The 20,768-nt window shown below is 65.9% G+C and carries 16 protein-coding genes and 1 tRNA gene; 8 read left to right on the top strand and 9 right to left on the bottom strand.

Annotation, left to right across the window (positions count from 1 at the left end; all coding sequences use genetic code 11):
• Position 1: 1 nt before the first annotated feature.
• A complete protein-coding gene (locus QEG98_RS23330; RefSeq protein ID WP_316562868.1) occupies positions 2-1,306 on the top strand; it encodes an MFS transporter in 1,305 nt (434 codons plus the stop codon).
• A 39-nt stretch (positions 1,307-1,345) separates the two neighbouring features.
• Positions 1,346-3,091, top strand: a complete 1,746-nt coding sequence (locus QEG98_RS23335; RefSeq protein WP_316562869.1) for a fatty acyl-AMP ligase — start codon at positions 1,346-1,348, stop codon at positions 3,089-3,091.
• A gap of 34 nt (positions 3,092-3,125) precedes the next feature.
• Here QEG98_RS23335 and QEG98_RS23340 read toward each other — a convergent pair whose 3' ends face one another.
• Positions 3,126-3,455 (bottom strand): YnfA family protein, encoded by a 330-nt coding sequence (locus tag QEG98_RS23340; protein ID WP_090490820.1) that lies wholly within the window; start codon positions 3,453-3,455, stop codon positions 3,126-3,128.
• A 279-nt stretch (positions 3,456-3,734) separates the two neighbouring features.
• Here QEG98_RS23340 and QEG98_RS23345 point away from each other — a divergent pair, with 279 nt between their 5' ends.
• Both QEG98_RS23345 and QEG98_RS23350 read left to right on the top strand, forming a co-directional pair.
• Complete coding sequence (locus QEG98_RS23345; protein WP_316562870.1) at positions 3,735-5,555, top strand: hypothetical protein; 1,821 nt, start codon at positions 3,735-3,737, stop codon at positions 5,553-5,555.
• A 138-nt stretch (positions 5,556-5,693) separates the two neighbouring features.
• Complete coding sequence (locus QEG98_RS23350) at positions 5,694-7,103, top strand: IS3 family transposase (RefSeq protein WP_316562871.1); 1,410 nt, start codon at positions 5,694-5,696, stop codon at positions 7,101-7,103.
• Between the two features lie 154 nt (positions 7,104-7,257).
• On the opposite strand, the gene QEG98_RS23355 is transcribed toward QEG98_RS23350, so the two are convergent.
• Both QEG98_RS23355 and QEG98_RS23360 read right to left on the bottom strand, forming a co-directional pair.
• On the bottom strand, positions 7,258-8,508 hold the full coding sequence (locus QEG98_RS23355) for an imm11 family protein (protein WP_316562872.1): 1,251 nt from the start codon (positions 8,506-8,508) through the stop codon (positions 7,258-7,260).
• 15 nt (positions 8,509-8,523) lie between these two features.
• Positions 8,524-9,909, bottom strand: coding sequence for an AHH domain-containing protein (locus QEG98_RS23360; protein ID WP_316562873.1), 1,386 nt, complete (start codon positions 9,907-9,909; stop codon positions 8,524-8,526).
• A gap of 364 nt (positions 9,910-10,273) precedes the next feature.
• Between QEG98_RS23360 and QEG98_RS23365 the strand changes: the two genes are divergently transcribed.
• Both QEG98_RS23365 and QEG98_RS23370 read left to right on the top strand, forming a co-directional pair.
• Positions 10,274-10,347 (top strand) — tRNA-Ile (locus tag QEG98_RS23365).
• 572 nt (positions 10,348-10,919) lie between these two features.
• Positions 10,920-11,153 carry a hypothetical protein gene (locus QEG98_RS23370; protein WP_316562874.1) on the top strand — a complete coding sequence of 78 codons (234 nt, stop codon included), beginning with the start codon at positions 10,920-10,922 and terminating at the stop codon, positions 11,151-11,153.
• Here QEG98_RS23370 and QEG98_RS23375 read toward each other — a convergent pair.
• The 6 genes from QEG98_RS23375 to QEG98_RS23395 all read right to left on the bottom strand — a co-directional run bounded on the left by QEG98_RS23375 (position 11,141) and on the right by QEG98_RS23395 (position 17,355).
• Positions 11,141-12,241, bottom strand: coding sequence for a BsuBI/PstI family type II restriction endonuclease (locus QEG98_RS23375; RefSeq protein WP_316562875.1), 1,101 nt, complete (start codon positions 12,239-12,241; stop codon positions 11,141-11,143). The genes QEG98_RS23370 and QEG98_RS23375 overlap by 13 nt on opposite strands.
• A complete protein-coding gene (locus tag QEG98_RS23380) occupies positions 12,238-13,863 on the bottom strand; it encodes a class I SAM-dependent DNA methyltransferase (RefSeq protein ID WP_316562876.1) in 1,626 nt (541 codons plus the stop codon). Before QEG98_RS23380 ends, QEG98_RS23375 begins: the two co-directional genes overlap by 4 nt.
• 815 nt (positions 13,864-14,678) lie before the next feature.
• Positions 14,679-15,347 (bottom strand): IS630 family transposase, encoded by a 669-nt coding sequence (locus QEG98_RS23385; protein ID WP_316562877.1) that lies wholly within the window; start codon positions 15,345-15,347, stop codon positions 14,679-14,681.
• A complete protein-coding gene (locus tag QEG98_RS42090; protein WP_410477825.1) occupies positions 15,268-15,813 on the bottom strand; it encodes a helix-turn-helix domain-containing protein in 546 nt (181 codons plus the stop codon). The genes QEG98_RS23385 and QEG98_RS42090 overlap by 80 nt, the downstream gene beginning before the upstream one ends.
• A gap of 63 nt (positions 15,814-15,876) precedes the next feature.
• Positions 15,877-16,652, bottom strand: a protein-coding gene (locus tag QEG98_RS23390; RefSeq protein WP_316562878.1) for an IS5 family transposase whose coding sequence is annotated in 2 segments (ribosomal slippage) — positions 15,877-16,301 and positions 16,301-16,652 — 777 coding nt in all. Because the reading frame shifts where the segments join, the coding sequence is not laid out codon by codon here.
• Positions 16,653-16,890: 238 nt separating this feature from the next.
• Complete coding sequence (locus QEG98_RS23395) at positions 16,891-17,355, bottom strand: helix-turn-helix domain-containing protein (RefSeq protein WP_316562879.1); 465 nt, start codon at positions 17,353-17,355, stop codon at positions 16,891-16,893.
• A gap of 231 nt (positions 17,356-17,586) precedes the next feature.
• Here QEG98_RS23395 and QEG98_RS23400 point away from each other — a divergent pair, with 231 nt between their 5' ends.
• Entirely contained in the window at positions 17,587-17,787 is a 201-nt protein-coding gene (locus tag QEG98_RS23400) for a hypothetical protein (protein WP_316562880.1), read from the top strand.
• A 70-nt stretch (positions 17,788-17,857) separates the two neighbouring features.
• Positions 17,858-20,533 carry a DUF5906 domain-containing protein gene (locus tag QEG98_RS23405; RefSeq protein ID WP_316562881.1) on the top strand — a complete coding sequence of 892 codons (2,676 nt, stop codon included), beginning with the start codon at positions 17,858-17,860 and terminating at the stop codon, positions 20,531-20,533.
• Positions 20,534-20,768 lie beyond the last annotated feature (235 nt).

Below are 20,768 nucleotides of genomic sequence, written 5' to 3' on the forward strand. Positions count from 1 at the left end.
CATGAAGTCCGCCGTCGTCATCTGGCTGGGACAGGTCCTGTCACTGCTGGGCTCGGGGCTGACGAGCTTCGCGCTCGGCGTCTGGACGTACAAGACGACGGGCGACGTGACGCAGTACGCGCTGGTCATGCTCTCCGCGACGCTGCCCGCCATCCTTCTCGGGCCGGTGGCCGGAGCGCTCGTGGACCGCTGGAACCGCCGCTGGGTGCTGGTGCTCAGCGACGCGGCCGCCGGCCTGTCGAGCCTCGTGCTGGCACTGTTGCTGTTCAATGGCTTGCTCCAACCCTGGCACGCCTACGTCACGACCGCCGTGGTGTCGACGGCCAGCGCGTTCCAACAGCCGGCCTTCTCCGTGCTCGTCTCCACGGTGGTGCCACCGCAGCATCTGGGTCGGGCCAACGGATTGGTGCAGGTCGGGCTCGCGTTCTCTCAACTGGTGGCACCCATGTTGAGTGCCACCCTGATGGAGCTCATCGAACTCAAGGGCATCCTGCTCATCGATGCGACGACGCTCGTGCTCGGCGCGCTGCCCCTGCTCCTGGCGCGAATCCCCCGGGAGCACCTCGTGTCGTCGTCCGGTGAGGAGCGGGTGCCGCTGCTCGAGGCGATTCGGGCTGGCGGTGCCTACCTGCGCGCCACCCCAGGACTCCTGGCGCTCATTGGCTTCCTCGCGGCCAGCAACTTCCTGACCGGCACGGTCGAGGTCCTCGTCACCCCGCTGGTCCTGTCCTTCGCGGACGTGCGCACCCTGGGCGCGCTCACCACCGCGGGTGGCGTGGGCATGTTGGCGGGCAGCCTGGTCATCAGCGCCTGGGGCGGCCCCAAGCGACTGGTGAATGGCTTGCTCGGGTTCCAGCTCACCTGTGGACTCGCGCTCATCTGCGTCGGGCTGGCCACCTCCGTTCCCGTGCTGGCCGGTGTCGCCTTCGCGTTCTTCTTCGGCCTCCCCATCATCAACGGCTCCAGCCAGACGCTCCTCCAGCGCATCGTTCCCCTCGCGCTGCGCGGCCGTGTCTTCGCTTTCACCAGCACCATCACCGGGGCCATGTTGCCGCTGGCGTACACGATCGCCGGGCCGCTGGCGGACCACGTTTTCGAACCCGCCATGGCCTCGGGAGGAAAGCTCGTCCCCCTGCTGGGTGCGTTCGTCGGCGAGGGCCCGGGCCGAGGCATCGCCTTGATGTTCCTCATCGCGGGCGTGCTGGCGGTCCTCATGACGCTGCTGTCCACGCTCTACCGCCCGCTGCGTGAGCTGGAGGCGCCCCTACAGGACGCGCCTTCCGCCGAACCCGCGGCGAGCCCCTGAACCCTCCCCTCTTCCCACGACTTCCCAAGGAGACCCGCCATGCCGAGTCCCAGCCGTTCCGTGCAGACCCTGACCGACCTGCTGCGCTGGCGCGCCTCGAACCAGACCGAGGCCCGCGCATATACGTTCCTCCAGGATGGTGAAGGCCAGGAGACCACCTGGACCTATGGCGAGTTGGATCGCCAGGCCCGCGCCATTGCCGCGGCGCTGCAAGAGCACAAGGGCGCTGGCGAGCGAGCGCTGCTGCTGTATCCACCGGGGCTCGACTACATCGCGGCGTTCTTCGGCAGCCTGTACGCCGGCGTGGCCGCGGTGCCAGCCTATCCTCCCGCACAGCTCCAGGCCGTCACGCGCATCCTCTCCATCCTCCAGGATGCGAAGCCGCGCTTCGCGCTCACCACGCGCGAAATCCTGGAGAGCGTGAACGCGCTGGCCGAGGCGTACCCCGTCCTGAAGGACATCCTCTGGATTGCCACGGACGCGCTGGAGGAAGGGCTGGAGGATGGCTGGAAGCGCCCCGCCATCACCGGCGACACGCTGGCCTTCCTCCAGTACACGTCAGGCTCCACGTCGACACCCAAGGGCGTGATGGTGCTGCACCGGAACCTGATGTCGAACGAGGAGATGATCCGGCAGGGCTTCAGCCACGACGACCCGCCGACGATATGCGGCTGGCTGCCGCTGTACCACGACATGGGGCTCATCGGCGCGGTGCTCCAGCCGATGTACCTGGGCGCGCACTCCATCGTGATGTCCCCGTGGTCCTTCCTGCAGCGCCCCATCCGCTGGCTGAACACCATCACGAAGTACCGTGCGACGACGAGCGGCGGGCCCAACTTCGCCTACGCGCTCTGCACGCGAAAGGTGAAGCCGGAGCAGCTCGCTTCGTTGGACCTGAGTTCGTGGCGCGTCGCCTTCAATGGCGCGGAGCCCGTGCGGGCGGAGACGCTGGCGGAGTTCGCGGACACCTTCGCGCCCGCCGGCTTCCGCCGGGAGGCCTTCTATCCCTGCTATGGGCTCGCGGAGGCGACGCTCTTCGTGTCGGGAGGCATCACCTCCGAGCTGCCGCGCCACCTCACCGTGGACTCGGCGGCGCTCGAGCAGAACCGCGCCGTGTCCGCACCGCCGGGCCCGTCCGCGCGGACGCTCGTCAGCTCCGGGCGGAGCTGGGGTGACAGCCTCATCCGCATCGTGAATCCAGAGACGCTGGTGGCGTGCGCACCGGGCGAGGTAGGCGAAATCTGGACGGCCGGTCCCCACGTCACTCACGGCTATTGGGGACGCGAGGAGACGAACGCGGAGACCTTCCAGGCGCGCATCCAGGGCAGCGAGGAAGGTCCCTTCCTGCGTACCGGCGATTTGGGCTTCATGATTGACGGCGAGCTGTATGTCACCGGCCGCATCAAGGACCTCATCATCGTCGACGGCCGGAACCACTACCCACAGGATCTCGAGCTGACGGCCGAGAGCCAGCACCCGGCGCTCCGTCCTGGCTGCTCGGTGGCGTTCTCCGTCGACCATCCGGAGGGCGAGCGGCTGGTGGTGCTGGTGGAGGTCAGCGCCCGCTTCGTGCCCTTTGAACAGGGCGACGGTGCCCAGGCCCTGGACGCGAGCGCGCTCCAGAAGACCATCCGGCAGGCCGTGGCCGCCGCGCACTCGGTGGACGTCCACGAGGTTGTCCTGCTCCAGCAGGGCGAGGTCCTCAAGACGTCCAGTGGCAAGGTCCAGCGGCGCGCCTGCCGGGCGAAGTACGTGGAGGGCAGCCTCCAGCGCTGGGCCGCGTAGTCCGTCCCGTGCGGCGTGATGAAGCAGACCCTCGCTACCTGCGAGGGCCGAGCACGATGATGGCCATTCCCAGGATGGCGACGAGCGCGCCCACGAGGTCCCACGTCGTGGGCCGCTCCCCTTCCACGAGCCACAGCCAGACGAGCGCCACGGCGATGTACACCCCGCCGTAAGCCGCATAGGTGCGGGCCGCGCCTGTCGGGTGCAGCGTCAAAAGCCACGCGAAGGCCGCGAGGCTCCCCGCCGCGGGCACGAGGAGCAGGGGCGACTTCCCCTGACGGAGCCAGAGGTAGGGCAGATAGCAGCCCACCACCTCGGCCACCGCGGTGAGAACGAAAAGCCCGAAGGCGTACAGCAGATGCACGGCGAGGAACCTTTCGTGAAGCGCGGTCGAGGTGCTGCCGCGGCGCCAAGCCCATGCTCCGAGCCTTCCATCAATCCTCCGTACTTCCCAGTCCCGAACCTGGATCTCTGGTATCGGCTCACCCGCGGACACTCCAGCAGCGAATCGGACTCGCGGGCCTGCTCGCACCTTGTATGCGCGCGGCGGCTGAGGCATCCGGAGGGAGGCGGGAGACAGCACCCGCGCCTTCCGGGAACGGCTCACGCCGCTCCGCTGGACATCCCACCGGGTACCCGCGACATGACGCTCATCCCGCCGCCAACGGCCCAGGACACAGCCCCTCGCAAGAAACGGTGGCCGCGCGCCGTCGCGTGGACCCTGGGCGCACTCGTGGTGCTGGAAGTCTCCATCAACGTGGCGCTCAACCTGGGCGCCGTTCAAGCCATCATGCGCCAGTCCACCAGCCGGACTGAGCTCGCCTGGAAGCGCGCGTGGTGGCTCTGGCCTTTCGGACAGCTCCACCTCCGCGACTTCACGCTGACCCAGCAGAATCAAAACCAGTGGTGGCAGGTGAACATGGACGCGTTGGAGGCCAACGTGTCGCTGACCGCCCTGCTGCGCAAACGCGTGGACGTGCAGCGCATCGACGGGCATGGCGCGCGCTTCCGGATTGAACCGTCATTCGGCATCGAGAAGGAACCGCCACCGGGCCCGGACTACCGCCCGTGGGTCATCCAACTGGCCGACGTAACGGTCCACGAGGTTCGCGAGTTGGACTTCGGCCGGGTCCGCTTCGTGGGGAACCTGGACGTGCAAGGCTCGCTGGACATCAAGGGCCGGGAGCGCATCCACGCCGAGACGCCTTCGATTCGCGTGGTCTCCGGTGCCATGGAGTTCGACCGGAAACCTGTCACCCGGCTGGAGCGCCTGGAGGCGAAGGCACAGCTCGAGGTCCCCTTCACGGAAGACCAGGGCTGGGACCTCTCACGGGCGCTCAGCGCACAGGTGACGAGCCAGATGGAGCTGCTCCCACTGGACTGGCTGAACGAGCACCTGGGGTCGAACAACGCCGTCTCCGTGAAAGGGGGCGAAGGAAAGGTGGACCTGGACCTCCACCTCAAAGACGGCGGGCTGGCCGATGACAGCCGCATTGACGTCCGGGGCCAGGAGTTGAACGTGCGGGCCGGTCCCATCCGAGCGCGTGCGCCCTGGGCACTCAAGGCCTCGCTGGCTTCGGAGAGCCCGGACACGCGGAAAGGGACGGCAACGCTCACCTTCGCGCCCGTGCGGGTGTCCGGGCCCGAAGACACGGGTGCAGAGGTCCCTGAAATCACCCTCACCGTCCTCGCGCGTCGCAGCGCGGAGCAGTCGGACTGGGAGCTGGAGCCGGACCTCCGCGTAGCCAGGAGCCGGCCGCTGGACTTGAGGATGCTCAATCCCTGGCTGGCGAGGACGATGGAAATCGACTCCGGGTTCATGACGGTGCAGAGCCGGGAGCGGTCGAAGTCCGCGAAGGCTCAGGACTCGCTGCGGCTGAGCGTGGACTCCGACCTCGTCTCCGGACGCATGGGAAGCGTCAAGGTTCTGTTGCGTGCCGAGGCGGACGTGGACGCCCGGAACATGTCGTGGGACACGAAGTCCCTGACACTGACAGGGACGACGCTCCGGCTGACGAACGTGTCCACGAATGGCCCCGTGCCCATCCGCGCTTGGAGCGGCGTCTTCACCCTACCCCAGGCCCGACTGTCCCTGTCTCCGACAGTGCTGTCGGCGCGCTTCGCCAGCAAGCTCACGGACACACAGCCTGTCGCCGCGCTGCTCACGTCCGCGAAGAATCTGCCGCGCTTCCTGACGTCCCTGCTCAACATCCGGGACGTCACGGTGACGGGTCGGGTGCAGATTGACGAGGGCGGGCTCCAGCTGCGCGAACTCCAGGCGAACGGAGAGGGCTTCTCCCTGAGAGGACACCTGGACCTCGCAGGCGGAGAGCTGCAGGGCGCGCTCCTGGCGACCCTGGGCGCCCTCACCGGCGGAATCGAATTCAAACCCGGCGGACAGGACCTGCATTTGATGAACGCGAAGCAGTGGTTCGCGAAGCAGCCCGAACCGCCGTTCCGGTAGGCACCACCGGGTCGCGGCACGAATCAGGCGAAGATGCTGGGCTGCGGCCACAGGTACGTGCGGATGCCCTCTCTGCCAACGTGAGTGAGACAGTTCGTACCCAGCAGTTTAGTGTGCAGGGCGACCCAGGCAGGAACGATGAGCGCAGTGGTGGAAGAGGCTCGGGTCCGGGAGACCGAGGTGGAGGAGAAGGCGAGGCGACGAGGCTTCACGGCGGAGTACAAGCTGCGGGTGCTGGCGGAGGCAGACCGTTGCACGCAGCCCGGTGAGGTTGGGGCGCTGCTGCGCCGCGAAGGGCTGTACTCGTCGCTGCTGAGCGCGTGGCGACGCCAGCGCGAAGCGGGAGAGCTGTCAGCCCGCAGCCCGAAGAAGCGAGGCCCACCGGCGAAGGTTCCCGATGCGAGCGCCCGACGCGTCGCCGAACTGGAGAAGCAACTGGCCCGTGCCCAGGTGCGCCTCAAGCGCGCCGAGGCCCTGCTGGACCTCCAAAAAAGTATCGGAAATCCTGGGAGTGGAGCTGCCGAAGCCCGACGAGGAGCTTTGATGGGCGTGGCCCTGGAAGCGGTGAGCGAACTGGGCGTGGCGCCGGTGTGCCAGGCACTGGGACTGCCGCGTGCCACCTACTACCGACGAGCACGGCCCAAGCACGGGCCGGCGCGCCGAAGCCGCTCACCGCGGGCGCTGGCCCCCGAGCAGCGGGCCGAGGTGCTCGCGGCGCTGCATGAGCCGAGATTCCAGGATGCGGCGCCAGCGGAAGTCTACGCGCAGTTGCTCGATGAGGGGCGCTACCTGTGCTCCGAGCGCACCATGTACCGGGTGCTCGCTGAGAATCACCAGGTGCGTGAGCGCCGCAACCAGCTGCGCCACCCGAACCACCCGGTGCCCCAATTGCACGCGACGAAGCCCAATGAACTCTGGAGCTGGGACATTACGAAGCTGCACGGCCCGTCGAAGTGGACGTACTTCTACCTCTACGTCGTCCTGGACGTCTTCAGCCGCTACGTCGTCGGGTGGATGGTGGCCCACCGCGAGTCGGCCACCCTGGCGAAGAAGCTGCTGGCGCTGACGTGCGAGCGCCAGGGCGTAGTACCCGGCCAGTTGACGATTCATGCCGACCGAGGCTCCTCCATGACGTCCAAGCCGGTGGCCTTGCTGATGGCCGACCTGGGCGTGACGAAGACGCACTCGCGGCCTTACGTTTCCAACGACAACCCCTTCAGCGAGGCCCACTTCAAAACGATGAAGTACCGGCCTGACTTTCCCGAGGCCTTCGGCTGCATCCAGGACGCTCGCGGCCACTTCAGTGACTTCTTCGGTTGGTACAACAACGAGCACCACCACGGCGGCCTCGGCCTGTTGACACCCTACGACGTGCACCTTGGCACGGCGGCCGAGCGCCTCGCGGCCCGCGCTGCGGTGCTCGCCGCTGCCTACGCCGCTCACCCTGAGCGCTTCCCTCGCGGTGCTCCCATGCCGAAGGCACCGCCTACCTCCGTCTGGATAAACGACCCCGCGCGGCTCTCCGCCTCACTGAAAGCTACGCAGTAATCTCTCGAACTCACTGTCTCACTCGCGTTGACAGGTTCCGATGGCGTCGATGGCGTGGCGCACCTTCGCCGACGGTCCTGAGCGCTGTGGCGTGACGGCCCAGAGCTGCACGGGGGAAAGGCGCCATGACTCACGTCATCCCTGGATGAGGTTGTCACACGACGGGCTTGCGCCACGCGCGAGACAAATGCTCTTGGCCTTCCTCGACGAAGCGCCGCAGCAGCTCGTCACGACCCTGCTTCCCGTTATCCAGCAGGTACGCCAGCTCCACGGGCATCAGCACTTTGACTGTGACCAGTCGCACCTCTCCGGCCGGCATGGCGAAATGGCCAGGCAGCGTGCTCGACGCCATGCCCAACAACACCCCCGCCCTGCCCTCCCTTGTCAAAAGAGGCTCGGGCATGCCCTGGCCAGCGACCTCCATGGAAAGGAAGCCCGCCATCACCTTCTCGCGCACGCTCTCGTGTTCCGCGAGCTCGTTCCCCACCCGCTCCAGGAGCAGCAGGGGCCAGCTCGTCTCGACATCTCCGAGGGGCTCGTCCGTCTCCAGGGCCAGTTCCAGGCCGAAGCCCACGGACGGCTCCGCGCGGTCCGCGAAGAAGTCCGACAACCCGTCCGTCACCAGCAGGGTGCGAGCCTCAGCGCGGTGGATGACGCGCCAGACCTGGCGCCGAGCGGGCCAGCCACCACCGACGACGATGGGGATGATGGCCTCCTCGTCCAGCTTCCCCAGGGTACGCCAGAAGGCTTCGCGGGCCGCGTCCGTCTGGTCCCGAAGCGCCAGGAGCTTCCGGTTGTGTTCGCGCTCCTCCTGGCTGATGGCGCTCGGTCCGGTGACCTCCTCGAACTTCGCCCCTGTGACGCGCGCACGCTCCAGCGCATTCTTGATGTCCTCGGACACGATGAGCGCGATGGTCCATCCCCAGGTCCGGAACACCTTCGCGCCCCCCACCTTCGTCGGGTCGATTCGCATGCCCGACACACCGCGGTATTTCCCGACCTTCTCAGGCCGCCCATCCTCCGGCTTCCAGTACCGCACCTCCTCCGAGGTGTTGTCGTCGATGCACCGGATGAGCTGAGTAGCGACGAGGATGCAGTACGGCTCGGACTGTCCGTCGACGTCAATCGGAAGGAGCTGCACGTCGTCAGGCGCCAGCTCCGCGAAGATGCTCGCAACCCGCTTGTGAACGATGGGAGTGTTCCCAACACCTGCCAGGGAATAATCGAGAGGGCTCCCTGGGTGGTAGGTGGGGATCTTGAGTCGCGCTTCAACGTGGACGGGGCATCCAGCCTTGAACTGCCATGGGTCATCAACCTCCTGGCCCTGCGAATCTGTAGGGTCTCCCAGCAGCCAGCGCCCCTGGAGACTCATGTCATCGGAGAGCTTGAAGTATCGCATCGTCATGGGTCTTCCTGTGCGTCAGTTCCGAGTGACCAGAGCATTGAGCCGGGAGCCTTGCTTGGTGATCTCCTTGGCCAGGACCTGAAGCTCTCCAACGAGCGCCTCTCTGCATCGCTGGATGCTTCGGCAGCCCTCCATTGCATCCTCCAGCCGCTCGTAGATTTCTTCATGATACTTCTGCGGGTGGGGCCCTTTATGGCCCGGCACGCGGACCTTGTTGGCCGCAGCATTGAGTGACATGCCGGCCCGGTCGAAGAGTTTCTGGAACCTGGGTGACCACGGGCCGCCCAGATTTGTGGCGTCCCACCACTTGTTCGTGGCGATGTGGTGCTCGTGGGCAGCGGTCGCCAACGGCTCGGACGCCACGACGCGCGTGCCTCGTGCCGTCTCCGCGACAGCCTCCGGGTCCAGTGCGATGGTGATGACACCTCCCGGTGCCACCGCCACGGAGGTGACCTGCCCTGCTGCCGCCAGCCGGAAGCCGCCCTGCCCCGCCCCCACCAGCGAGGCTTGCGCGGAGCCGGGGAGCGTGGGGATACGCGCCGCCAGCGTCTGCGCCGTGCTACCCAGGGCCGCCATCGCGAGCATGACGAACGCCCGCGCGACGTTCTGTCCCATGACCCTCCCGTACTTCTCTCCCGCGGCCTGTATCTCATCGAACGTGGTTGCCGCCTCCACCTCCTTCGCAAGAACCCTCCAGCCCTGGACGAGGCTCCACACCGTGTCCCACCCCAGGTAGGCGATGAGCGCCACCGTCAGCGTCGCGGCGATGCCCTTCGAAAGCAGCGGCTCGGGTACCAGCCACAAGGCGAAATAGACGGCTCCCGTCGTGGCGAGCATCGTCACCATCGATTCCTTGTCCGTCAGCTCTCCCAGCGCCTCGGCCGTTTCGTCCCAGACCGAATCCAGGGCCAGACGGAAGGCCAGGGTGCGCTTGCCCTCCTCGTCCAGGATGACGTCCTCGTCCAACAGATGCAGGCAGTCCCGGGGCTTCTTCAGGCGCTGGCACCAACGTCCGTAGGCGCTCGCCAACTCCATTTCCGCGTCCGGTTCCTCGGTGATGAGAAGCCGGCCCCGCTGCGGATCTTCGACGGAGACCAGTCCCAGGCGCCCTCGCACAGGGGAGTACGCGCGGGGCACGTCCAGGCCGAAGAGCCGCAACGCCGCCTCCCTTGGCCGAGAGGACAGAGGCGCGGTGCGCGCCATCTTCTGGACCGCCTCCGCGAACTCGTCCTCGTCCAACTCGACGGGCGCCGCGTCCGCGCGCGGCGTGTAGAGGACGCGCCGGCCCTCGCCTGTGTCCAGGCGCACCACCCGCGAGGTGGCACAACCTGTGCCCACCATCAGCAGCACAACCGCTCCCCAGCGCAGCGTCATGCTCTTCTCCGCGTCATCGCTCCCCATCTCGAGGAGAGGAATCCATTGAACTCCAGAGAAGTCAGGCCTTGCTTCAGGAGCACGAAGAAAGAGTGCTTCATGCTGCGGCATCAGCGCCCTGGCGGGAGCTTCCGCTGACGTCCAGTCCGTTGTGGGCGGGCGGCTTCCTGACCTACGTCGGCCCAATCGGACTTCGTCAGCTTCGCCATTGGACAGCGTCCGGTCCCCCTGCGCTTCGTTCCCGTTGCCCTCCGCCCGCCATGTGGTATAGAGCCGCCCCGAAGCGCGAAGTACCCGCCCCGTCGCCAAAGCTGTTGCACGGACACCGGGCGAGCAGGTAGGAAGGCAGTAGAAGTTCCGCAGTAAAAGCCGTAGGTTGCATCCCACTTACGGCCAGGTAGCTCACCTGGTTAGAGCGGCGGTCTCATAATCCGCAGGTAGTCAGTTCAAGTCTGACCCTGGCCACATGGAAGCCCTCGGAATCGTTAAGGTTCCGGGGGTTTTTTGTGTCCAGGGGCGTCCACGGGTGGCCGCAAGAGTGGGTACAAGGTGGGTACCAGCGGGACGTGCTTAGCCGAGGGTCGATAGAGCGCCACCGCGCTAAGCCCCCCTCTCCCACCTCAGGGGAGATGCCCCCTAATGAGAAGCCTCGCCGAGCCGTTCAGCAGGCGTGCAGCCCCCAGCGACCCCAAGCCAGCCCAACGCCCCCAGTCCTCCGGCGCCGGAATGCAGCAGCCCGGGTTCCGCTGCCCCAGGTCGGGAAGAAGAAGCGGAGCACCCAGTAATGCTCGGCCTAGTGTCGGACCGCCGCTATCCGGGACCGCCGCGCTCAGGCGCGGCTGGATCTGCTTCAGGCTCAAGCCGAACTGCGGGCCGTGGCGGTGCAAGTGGAGACAGCGTTGACCGTGCTGGGGCTGAATCCCAGCGCAGAGCCCCCCGGCGGTGAGCGGCACCGCCGGATTCACGTGTTCCATCCGCTGTCGGTACCGTGCCCAGGGCTGCAATCGCCCAGGTCTTGTTGGTCCTGGAGGAGTGCGATGCCCAAGCAGCCAATCCCGCAACGATGCTTCACCCTGACCCTTGAACGGGCCGAGAAGATCCGCCGTGCCATCTGGGCATCCCATGGCTGGGCCCAAGTGGGCAGCCAGTTTACGAAAGAAAAGGAAGAGGATCTCCGGGCGTTTTGGAGCACTCTCCCTGGCGACCTCGGCATCAACGATGCCGTCTCCTTCGGCTCCCCGGTCGCTCGATTACACGGTCAGCTTTTGTAACTGCCGAGCGACAGGAGCGCGTTGAGCTTCATCGGCGGCTCAGCGGCACCCACCATTGCGATGAGCGAGCCTGGCTCAGTGGCAACCCAGACGAACGAGTTCCACGCGACCGATTCGAGCGCCTTCCGGAACGCCGGTACGCTCCGGCTCAGGAATGCGGTCACGAAGGCAACGTCTGCCTCAATGAAACCGGCGCTCGTCGCTAGAGCCAGGAGTTCCGCCCGCCGCGTCTCCGTTACTGGCCCATCTGTGGCGACGACCTCGGCGAACACCAGCAGAGTGGGGTCCCCGAGGTCCACCAGGATGATGTCCGGCAGGTTCTTCTGCTGATTGATGTTGATGCCGATCTTCCTCGCCAACAGGTCATCCTGCGCGACGACCTTCTTAGCGCTCTCGCTCATCCACAAGACCGATGGCTTATTCAGGAATCGAGGCGCGAACTCTTCGACCACCGCTTTGGCGATGACTGAACTCGGCCCTGGAGACAAGTGTCGAACGGCGTTGTTCGGAAACTGCACCGGCACGTCCGTGGTGCTCCCTCCCACCCCGGCTTGAGTCAGTGCGATCTTCGTCAAGGCAGCCTTCGACAAGTGCTTCGACCGCCAGTCCTGGATGGTCCTCTCCAGTTCCTCGCCTTGGAGCGCAGGGTTGAAGAGCGCCACAAAGTGCGCGGCCAAGGCGTGACGTGGCACCGGCGATGTGGTGGGTACGTCCTGGCGTACAACGGCCGCGCCAACGGCAACCAACCCTTGGCGGAGGGTTTCATCGCGGATCGGCTCCCGTGTGTTGTCCGCGTACCAGGACTGCCCTCGAGGAACAAAGCCAGGAGCCTGTACCTCACTGCCGTATTCGACCCGGGCGGCATCACTCGCCATCGCTGCCTGCTCGTCGCCCATCCGGTAGACGTGCTTCGGGGCCACGTATCGCCCGGATCCTTCCACGGCGCCGACGTAGAGCATCGCGAAAACCGTAGCGCCTGCCAGATCCCGTACTAGGTAGTTTCGGTTCGGAAGGCCCTCAGGAAAGATCCTCTGGAGCCGTGCGAGGACGAGTTCGCGGGAGATGTAAGGCGGGAGCTTGGTCGTCATTTCTCACCATAGAGCCGGGCGCAAACCTTGTTGATCTCATCGCGCCGATGAGGCCCGTCCAAAAGTTGGGTCAGCACCTTCATGGCCCAGGCTGACGGCAGTGGCATCGCTTCGAGTTCGTAAGCGGAGACCGCTACCGTTCCACTGATGCACCTGAAGGCGCGGTCCGCGATTTCGCTGTTCAGAAAGGCCGCGAGCGTCTTCGTGTCCACAGGGGGCGACTCGACGATGGGCACGATCATGTTCAGGTGGTTCTCAACCGTAATGGCGCCATGCTCGGCTAAGAACGCGGCGGGGAGCTGAGCGGCCACAAGTCTGCGTGCCTGTTCCTTCGAGGTCGTCCGCTGGAGAAGAACGCAGGGGCTGCGGACCACCAGCGCATCGTCGCCTTCCTTGAGCAAGAAGAACGGAGCATGGTTCCGCCTAGCGGCCCTGAAGGCGAAGGTTCCATCTGGTCCAACAGCCTCTGCCCAGATCAAGGGCACTGCACTTGGCACTTGTCGCTGGCGGAGCTGGTCCTTGTACCGATTCCAGACCAGTGGTCCCGTCCTAACGGCATACCCCCAGTCCGCGAGCCGGGTGCTCATGGAGCGCATTTGTTCAGCAAGTCCGACCGTTGCTGGAGCACGGGGCACGATCCACGGCAGCTCTGCTGACGGCGGAAGCCCCACCGCCCCCGCGCTGGTGACCTTGATCTTCTCGTCCGCCACCTCTACAAAACGAACCTCTGGCGAACCTACTACTGCGCCCCCCTTCCGGAACACGACTAGCAGCGTCTCCTGAAGCACATCATCGAAGACGCCCTCGCGCTCCGAAATGAACTCCAGCGCTACGGGCGGAGCGCTTGCTGCAAGTAGCGACCGGAGGTTCTTGAAGTACTCGCCGCAGAGAAACCCGGTGGGTGTCACGTAGGCAATCAGTGCCTCCGGCTTCGCAAGGTCCACGGCAAGGTCCAAGAAGAGCCCGTAGAGGTTCGCATGGCCGTAGAGGCTTCGAGCGAACCGCTTCCGGATACTCGGAGCCAACTTCACCCGACCATACGGCGGGTTGCCGATGATCAGGTCGAACTCGGACGCGGCTAGGCGATTCAGACTATCCGTTACCTCGATGAGACGGAGGTCCTCGTCGGCGGCGATCCCTAGCTCTTCACAGAGGGTCACATCTACGAAGACCGCCGACATCCACGCAGAGAATGGGTCGAGTTCGAATCCGCGCAGCCGGCGCTGAAGTTGCCTCATGACGATGCGCCGGTCACTGCCTCGCAGACTCGGTGCCATTCGACGCAGCACTGGCCCCAGAAAGGCTCCGCCGCCGCAAGCTGGGTCGAGAACGGACGCAGTGCCCCAGTTGATTCCGGCTGCCTCAACGGTATCCAGGAGCCGCCGAACGACCTCCGGCGGCGTGTAGTAGACGCCGTTCTGTGCCCGGAAGTCTTCAGGCAGCATCGTGGCGTAGACCCGGCCCACTAGGTAGCTGGCGTCATCCGCATCTCGTTCGGCCGCTGCCTCCGCGATGGCCGCAGCAACATCGAGCGCGTAGCCCTTTAGTGGCTTCTGGTCGCCCGCCCAAGGGCGGAGGGCCTGTCGGGGCCGTGGACGCAGTACAGACCAGTACCTGGACATGATGGCGCCACAGAACATTCGAGCATAGCCAAGACGCAGGCTGGGCGGCACAGACTCCGCGAGGGCCCGCGCCTGCTCCCGGAGATCCTCCAACCGAGCCGGGCCGTAGGCCAGAGCTGGCGATGATGAACGCGCGATGGTGGGTGCAACCTCAGCTTCGCGCTGCTCGTTCAAAGGTGACCCCATCGGAGCTGGCTTGTACCCCATCCGAGCGTAGCCGGACACTCTTACGCCGTCCCCACCCGCTCATGATCTTCTAATGAGGCCGGAATTCCGGACCACCGGGGACATCTGTACCTCCCGACTTGGCGTATCAACCTGATGAGCCTCGCCTACCCCTATTAATGCCGATCGCAGGGGGCGCCGCTGCGCGACAGCCATGAGGAAGCCCCGAAGTCCCAACATTGAGGCGCTCATCAAGAACCATCCCCCACGTGGGAGGCCACGAGGTCATCCCCGCCCATGCGGAATCGGCCCCAACGGTGCCGCTTCTGCCACCGGGCAATGCGCAGGTCCACCGCCGGGCGCCGGTATTGCCCATGACAGGTACGGGTCCCGAACTTCGGGCCCACGTGCTTCCTGCCCCGGCATTTGCATGCCGCGACCTTCCGCTTCTCGAAGTACAGGGAGGTCGTTCGCAGGTGCAATCCAGGGCTCCATCCGGATGGTCGCTCTTCACGTGCTCACCCTGCTCCCGAACTGCTCTGTCCGGTACGTGAGGTCACGGCGAAGTTCACGCTGTTCCACTACCTCATCATCGCTCTGGCAGGAGCACAGGCGGCTTATGCCTCCCGTTGGCGCAACGGTCGTAGTAGCTAGTCCTCTGACCGGGAGAAGTTTGGTGGGGCGTAGCCGAACCTCACCCGGGCTTTGGGGATGGTGAACCGCCAGCGGATTCGGAGCCGCTGGCGGTTAGCCCACCGCTCCCAAGCGTCCGTTTCCTGGTCGAGCTTGTCGAGGGTGGGGATGCGCCGCTTGCCCAGGCATTGACGGGAGAGTAGCGAAATTTCTACCTCCGCCTGATTGAGCCAACTGCCGTGCACAGGCGTGAAATGCACAGTGAAGCGGCGCCAGAGTCGACGACCTGCTCGCATCCCGTATCGTACCTCAAGAGCACGGCAGGAGTGGGTGCTGAGGTTGTCGAGCACCAGGTGTATGGTCTTCGCGTCCGGGTAGTGACTGGCGATGTCGTGCAACGCCTCGGCGAATGCCTCGCTCTTTCGGTTGGCTGTGGCCTTCACGAAGTGCCAGCCTGCCTTGGGTTCCACGGCGCAGAAGAGATTGGCGGTGCCACAGCGAAAGTAGGCGTAGTCCTGGCGTGCCTCACGTCCAGGACAGGCCGAAGAAGCAGGACGTACCCACTCCAGCAATTGCACGGGCCTCTCATCGAAGCAGACGACGGGCTCATCCGGGCACAGCGGCCGCGCGTACAACTCCAGCACGTCCTCCATGCGCTCGATGTACTGGGCGTTCAGCTCGGGCACGCACCACATTTTTTTCCCGCCAAGGCTTCAAATCATGACGCAGGAGCAACTCGCGCACAGTCTCCCGCCCCACCTTCGCAACCAACCCCCTGCGCACCGCCTCCTGGGCAATGAGGCGCACCGTCCAGCGGGCGCGGCCCTCCGGCGGCGACGCGCATACCATGGCCACTACCTCGCTGGCCTGCCTCTCCGTCAGAAGTCGTGCCGCACCAGGGCGCGGTCTCTCATGGAGTGCCGCATTCAATCCTTCATCTCGATAGCGTCGTCGCAGCGTACGCACCGTAGTCTGCGTAACGCCCACGGCCTCGGCCGTTCCCACCACCGTCCAGCCTTCGGAAAGAAGCTGAAGCACCCGTGCGCGCTTCAACACCCGCACGGACTCGCGCCCACGCCGTGTCAGCGCCTCCAGCGCTCCCCTGTCCGTCTGCTTCAGCTTCAGTCCCTGACTTCGTGCGTGCGCCCTCATACCTGGGCAACACGCGGCGGGCCGCGCGTTAATCTCCTCCCGGTCAGAGGACTAGAGGTGATCTCAGAATTGCCTCAAGAGGATGAGGATGCAGCCGAGGTGGAGGAAGCCGAGGAAGTTCTCCACCTTCACCTCGTAGCGGGTGACGAGACGACGGAAGTTCTGAAGCCAGGCGAAAAGCCGCTCTACCTTCCAGCGGCGGCGGTATCGACGCAGCTCACGTTCATCCTGAGTCTTCGTCTTGCGCCCTCGACGGTGCGGGGCAATCAGCTTCACTCCCCGCTGGTGCCACAGCCGCTCGTCGAGTTTGTCAGCGTCATAGGCCTTGTCGCCGATGAGCCGCTCGGGAAGCTCGTCGATGAGGCTCTCGTCGAGCGTAGCTTCGAGGAGCTTGGTTTCGTGGGGAGAAGCGCTTGCCGCGCCAATGGCGAGAGGAAGACCAGCGCCGTCTGCAGCTGCCATGACCTTCGTCCCTTTGCCCCGCTTCGTTTTCCCGACGCAGGGCCCCCTTTTTTCGCCGAGGCGAAGAACGCGTCGACGAAGCCTTCCTCCAGGTTGAATCCTCCGCGCTCTTTGAGGTCCAGGGCCAAGGCTCGCAGGACGGCGCGGAAGGTACCGTCCCTTACCCAGCCCTGAAACCAGCGGTGGACCGTTTTGTAGGGCGGATACTTCTCCCGCGGCAGCTCGCTCCATTGGGCCCCGGTGCGCAGAATCCACAGGATGCCGCCCCACAGCGCCCGTGAGGGCGTGGGCGTTCGCCCAGGCCGGTCCTCCCGCTTCAGCTTCCTCGCGGGGAGTAGCGGCTCAATCAGGCTCCACTGTTCATCAGTCAGGTCCACCGGTCAGCTTCGAACATGGCCATCCCCTCCATGTCGATCAGCGGCCTGAGCATCGCCCCCTTGCCTGCTCGCCCAATTCTGAGACCACTTGTAGTTCTCCGAGCCTCGACTCGTGATGGTGCCGCCAAGGAACGGCTGTAGATCGCCCAGCTCAAGGCGCACCACATTGCGGGCACATCTCGACCTGCGGGGCCAAGCGCGAAGCTAGGTCCCTGGTGGTGAGCGACGGCCTGTGCAGTCAATCCCAGTCCCAAGTGAACTTCGCGGCCGGTTCTTCGGTGGTGGCGCCACCCTTGCTGCCGAGCGACAGCTCAGCAGCCGCAGCCCGTGAGGGCGTGACCACGAGGGCAGACGCCTCCAACGGACCTGCCAATGCGACAGCGGGCGGCAGGCCCGCGTGGCTGGCGCCCACGTGCCGGTCCGGCACGGGTGCGGCGACTACGCCGTCGAACTGGTCCAGCACTGCCTGGAGACGCGCTTCCAGGGCCCGCACCTGGTCGAGCGCTTCAGCCAGTAGAGCCTGCACGCGCGCATCGACACGACCGCCAGAGTCGAAGCGGGCGGTCCACGATCGCAGGGTTCTCGGAGACAGAGGATGGCCGGTCCGCGACTGAAAGGCAGTGCAGAACTCCTCCTGTGTCGTGGTCCCACGCAGGTACTCGGCCACCGCCTCGGCCCGAAGCTGGTCGGTGATCTTCGGCATCCCCCTCAAGATTGCTACCGCCGCTGCGGCAGGTCGGCGGCGCTGGGCGGCAGGTCGCGAGAGCAACTGTTCACCACGCCGGGCCGATCGTCCTGACCGGGACCACGCGGTCCTGATCACGTCCAGGTCGAGCTGATCGGCAAGACGACCTCCCTCGGCGAGGAGGCTCGGGGCGATTCGTTACATCGACAGTGAGGCTCCGCAGTTCCGAGCAATCGCGAGGAGAACCCCATGGACGACACGCAGACCCCGAAGAGCAGCCCCACCCCAAACGTCCGGCCCACCCTGGTGCGCCTCAGCACGGAACTGGCCGAGGCGTTCGAGGACTACCGCCACGAGAAGCAGAAGCAGCAGCGAAGGCACGTGACCAAGCGCGAGCTGGTCGAGCAGTCCCTCTGGAAGCTCATCGCCCGAAGCGAGAGCAACCCGTAGGAGCGGATCACGGCGGCGCCAGCCGCCCTGGTCCGTGCCTGGACGTACCGAGGAACACAGGAGCAGCGACATGGCCAAGGAAGACTTCGATACCTACGACAACCCGGCCACCACCATCGGGTGGGATGCCCCGGCGCAGACGGGAGATGCCAGCAGCGACGCCGACGGCGAGGAAGGCTCCCAATCCGAAGGCGCCCACTGCGAGCCTGGGAGCGACTCGCTGCTGTGCCTGCCCAGGGAGACGGATGAGCGCTCCATGCAGCTCCGCTGGTGGAGGAGCAAGAAGGGGCGCTGGACCAGCAGCAGCGAGCACGAGTTCGTCCTCGACCCTGCGGTCGTGCTGGACCACGAACTCCGGGAGGTCGGCCACGACTACTGGTCGGATGGCCCTGATCGCTGCCCCAGCTTGGCCGCGCCGGACGCTGGCGTCTGCCCCGAAGACCTCGACGTGGCCCGCAAGCTCCTCGCCCTCCGCGATGCCAAGGGGCAGCCCTGCGTGGAGATCATCGGCGCGGACCACATCCGCAAGCTGCGCTGGCAGGTCAGCGAGGACGCCATCGCCATGGTCTGCTGGTGGACGACGCTGGTGCCCGAGGGCTTCTGCGCGGAAGACTGCGGCGAGGACAAGTGCGACCACGAGAAGCTCCAAGAGACCGTCATCAAGCGCGTCCCTCAACTCAAGCTCCTCTGCGGTACCTGGGGGCGGTACGAGAGGCAGCCTGGCCTGCCTGATGACAGCGGCGCCGGCCGGCACTACCGCTGGGTGGAGAACCCGACTCCCCCGAAGCGCGGGTACGTCTGGCACCGAAGCGCGGTCGGCGCCTGCGCATTCATCGACTTCCGAGGAGATGTCCAGGGCCGCCCGGTTCTCGTCACGGAGGGGTTCAAGAAGGGCGCCGTGGCCTGGGCTCTGGGAATGCCCGTGGTGGTCCTCGCCTCTGTCACGCAGGGCGGCAGTGGGAAGACGGAGCGCGTCTCAGACCTGCTGGCTGGCGGTCACGGCCGGTACGAGCTGGACATCCGGATCCTGGACATGCTCGACGGCGCGCGGGGGCTGTGGGCGTTCGACGCGGACATCGTCACCAAGGAGTCCGTCCGGCGGTCGTTGGCTGGTTCGATGGTCTCGGCGAAGCTGTGCGTTGGTGTCGAGCCGGAGTTCATCCTCTTCCCGCAGGGCGACAAGACCAAGGGGGCGCTGGATTCGTTCCTGCTCGCCAACAAGGGGGAGGATCCATGGGACGTGCTCCGCCCGCTGGTCGTGTCGCTGAACTCTCTGGATTCCTGTGGCCAGTGGCTGCGCAGTCTACGTGGGCCGGACGTGGTGACCGTCGCCTGGGAGTACTTCCGGGAGCTGAGGGCTCGTAAGGAGTGCGCCGAGGACGCGGAGGCAGCGCTCCGCGCCTGGGTGGTGAAGTGCGTGGACGCCGAGCGTGCCCGGGAGCTGTTGCTCCCCTACGACCCAAAATCTCTCGCGCGGAACCGGCGAGATCGACTCCAGGCGCATCTCACCACCAAGTACGTGCTCGTCAGCCTCGGCCCCGAAGCGTCCAAGGTGATGACCCGCGAGGGCGCGCGGCTGGTCAAGCCTGTGCCCAACGACAACCCTGACCAAGCCATGGAGCGCACGTGCTTCCGGTGGTGGACCGAAGAGTTGGGCGATGAACCCGAAGTCGTCAGCTTCAGCTACGACGTGAAGCGCTTCAAGCTCAGGAATGCCGCCCAGGTGGTCAGTCCGATCAGTCGCTCAGACGAAGACGGGCTCACCAGGTGGATCATGCCGGACGCGGCGCAGGGCCCCCTCCCCCACACCGAGCGCATCCTCGCGCGGCTCCGAGAAATCGACGCGGAGGGGATGGAAGTTCCGCTGACCCAGGAGAGCCGGGATGCCGCCCTGGCGCTCATCGGTGGCATCTTCCAGCTCCAGGCCAGCCGCCAGGTTGCCGTCTGCTGCGGCGAGGGTGGCAACGGCAAGGGCACGCTGGCGAAGCTCGTGGCATCCGCATTCGGCGGCATGTCCGGCGGTTACAGTGTGGCCTACGCGGTCGGCGATGGGACGTTCAACAGCGCCAACAAGCACTGGGCCGTGCCGCTCGTCGGCAAGTACTTCTGCGCCATCCTGGAGTCGAAGAGGTCCCGACTCCTCGAAGACGAGCGACTGCGCGGCCTCACCGGCGGCGATGCTCTTCCCGTCGATGAGAAGGGCGGGGAGCAGTACAACGCCCCGAACACGACCCGGTGGTGGAGCAACACGAACCACATGATGGAGATCACGAGCCAGCGCGCTGACCTCTCGCGGGTCTTCCCGCTCCAGTTCGGGGACCGTGAGGACAAGGGGTCCATCACCGATTCCGGCTTCGAGAATGGAGTCATGGCCGAACTGCCCCATTTCATGTGGGCCTGCCAGGAGGCGTACAAGCGGGTGTGCCCGAAAGGGGGAGACGTGCCTCTGACGCCGGGGCTGGTCCGGGTCCGCGATCAAATGGTGGCAGCCGGCGAGGCAGAGCTGGAGGCGTTCGCAAGCCGCCACCTGGTCTTCCAGCCCGAGGCGGTGCTCAAGGGAACGGACGTTACGGACCTCATGCAGTACGAGGCTCCCCGGAGCTGGGAGAAAACCCAGAAGCAGCGGTTCCGCGAGTACCTCACCCGTCGCCTGGGGAAGCTCAGGAACCACCGGATCGGCAAGGACACCGTGTACGGATGGAAGGGGGCCCGGCTCAAGACCGGGGACGAGCGGATGGGGCTGTGAAGTCGGGTGTGCGGAGGGCGTGCGTTCGATTGAGTTCGAGGCTCCCCTGGAAGTTCAACGGCTTCGGCATCTGTGCGGTTGTGCGGCCGCACTTTCAGTTCGGCGCCACGACCCCATGGGCAGCGCGGCGGCTTTGGGAACTGCTCATCCTTCCTCCGTCTTCTCTTGTGCGGTCTGCACACTGCACAGGCATCAACTCAGCGGCGAACCCTCTCTGCCAACGTGAGTGAGACAG

This window comes from Myxococcus sp. MxC21-1 (assembly GCF_032612255.1).
GTDB classification, from domain to species: Bacteria; Myxococcota; Myxococcia; order Myxococcales; family Myxococcaceae; genus Myxococcus; species Myxococcus virescens.

Bases quoted from the DNA above. Each gene is read 5' to 3' on its own strand.
- QEG98_RS23330 (WP_316562868.1), top strand. From the start codon at position 2: ATGAAGTCCGCCGTCGTCATCTGGCTGGGACAGGTCCTGTCACTGCTG.
- QEG98_RS23345 (WP_316562870.1), top strand. From the start codon at position 3,735: ATGACGCTCATCCCGCCGCCAACGGCCCAGGACACAGCCCCTCGCAAG.
- QEG98_RS23360 (WP_316562873.1), bottom strand. From the start codon at position 9,909: ATGGGGAGCGATGACGCGGAGAAGAGCATGACGCTGCGCTGGGGAGCG.
- QEG98_RS23400 (WP_316562880.1), top strand. From the start codon at position 17,587: ATGGACGACACGCAGACCCCGAAGAGCAGCCCCACCCCAAACGTCCGG.
- QEG98_RS23405 (WP_316562881.1), top strand. From the start codon at position 17,858: ATGGCCAAGGAAGACTTCGATACCTACGACAACCCGGCCACCACCATC.
- QEG98_RS23335 (WP_316562869.1), top strand. From the start codon at position 1,346: ATGCCGAGTCCCAGCCGTTCCGTGCAGACCCTGACCGACCTGCTGCGC.
- QEG98_RS23375 (WP_316562875.1), bottom strand. From the start codon at position 12,241: ATGACGACCAAGCTCCCGCCTTACATCTCCCGCGAACTCGTCCTCGCA.
- QEG98_RS23350 (WP_316562871.1), top strand. From the start codon at position 5,694: ATGAGCGCAGTGGTGGAAGAGGCTCGGGTCCGGGAGACCGAGGTGGAG.
- QEG98_RS42090 (WP_410477825.1), bottom strand. From the start codon at position 15,813: ATGAGGGCGCACGCACGAAGTCAGGGACTGAAGCTGAAGCAGACGGAC.
- QEG98_RS23370 (WP_316562874.1), top strand. From the start codon at position 10,920: ATGCCCAAGCAGCCAATCCCGCAACGATGCTTCACCCTGACCCTTGAA.
- QEG98_RS23380 (WP_316562876.1), bottom strand. From the start codon at position 13,863: ATGTCCAGGTACTGGTCTGTACTGCGTCCACGGCCCCGACAGGCCCTC.
- QEG98_RS23395 (WP_316562879.1), bottom strand. From the start codon at position 17,355: ATGCCGAAGATCACCGACCAGCTTCGGGCCGAGGCGGTGGCCGAGTAC.
- QEG98_RS23355 (WP_316562872.1), bottom strand. From the start codon at position 8,508: ATGACGATGCGATACTTCAAGCTCTCCGATGACATGAGTCTCCAGGGG.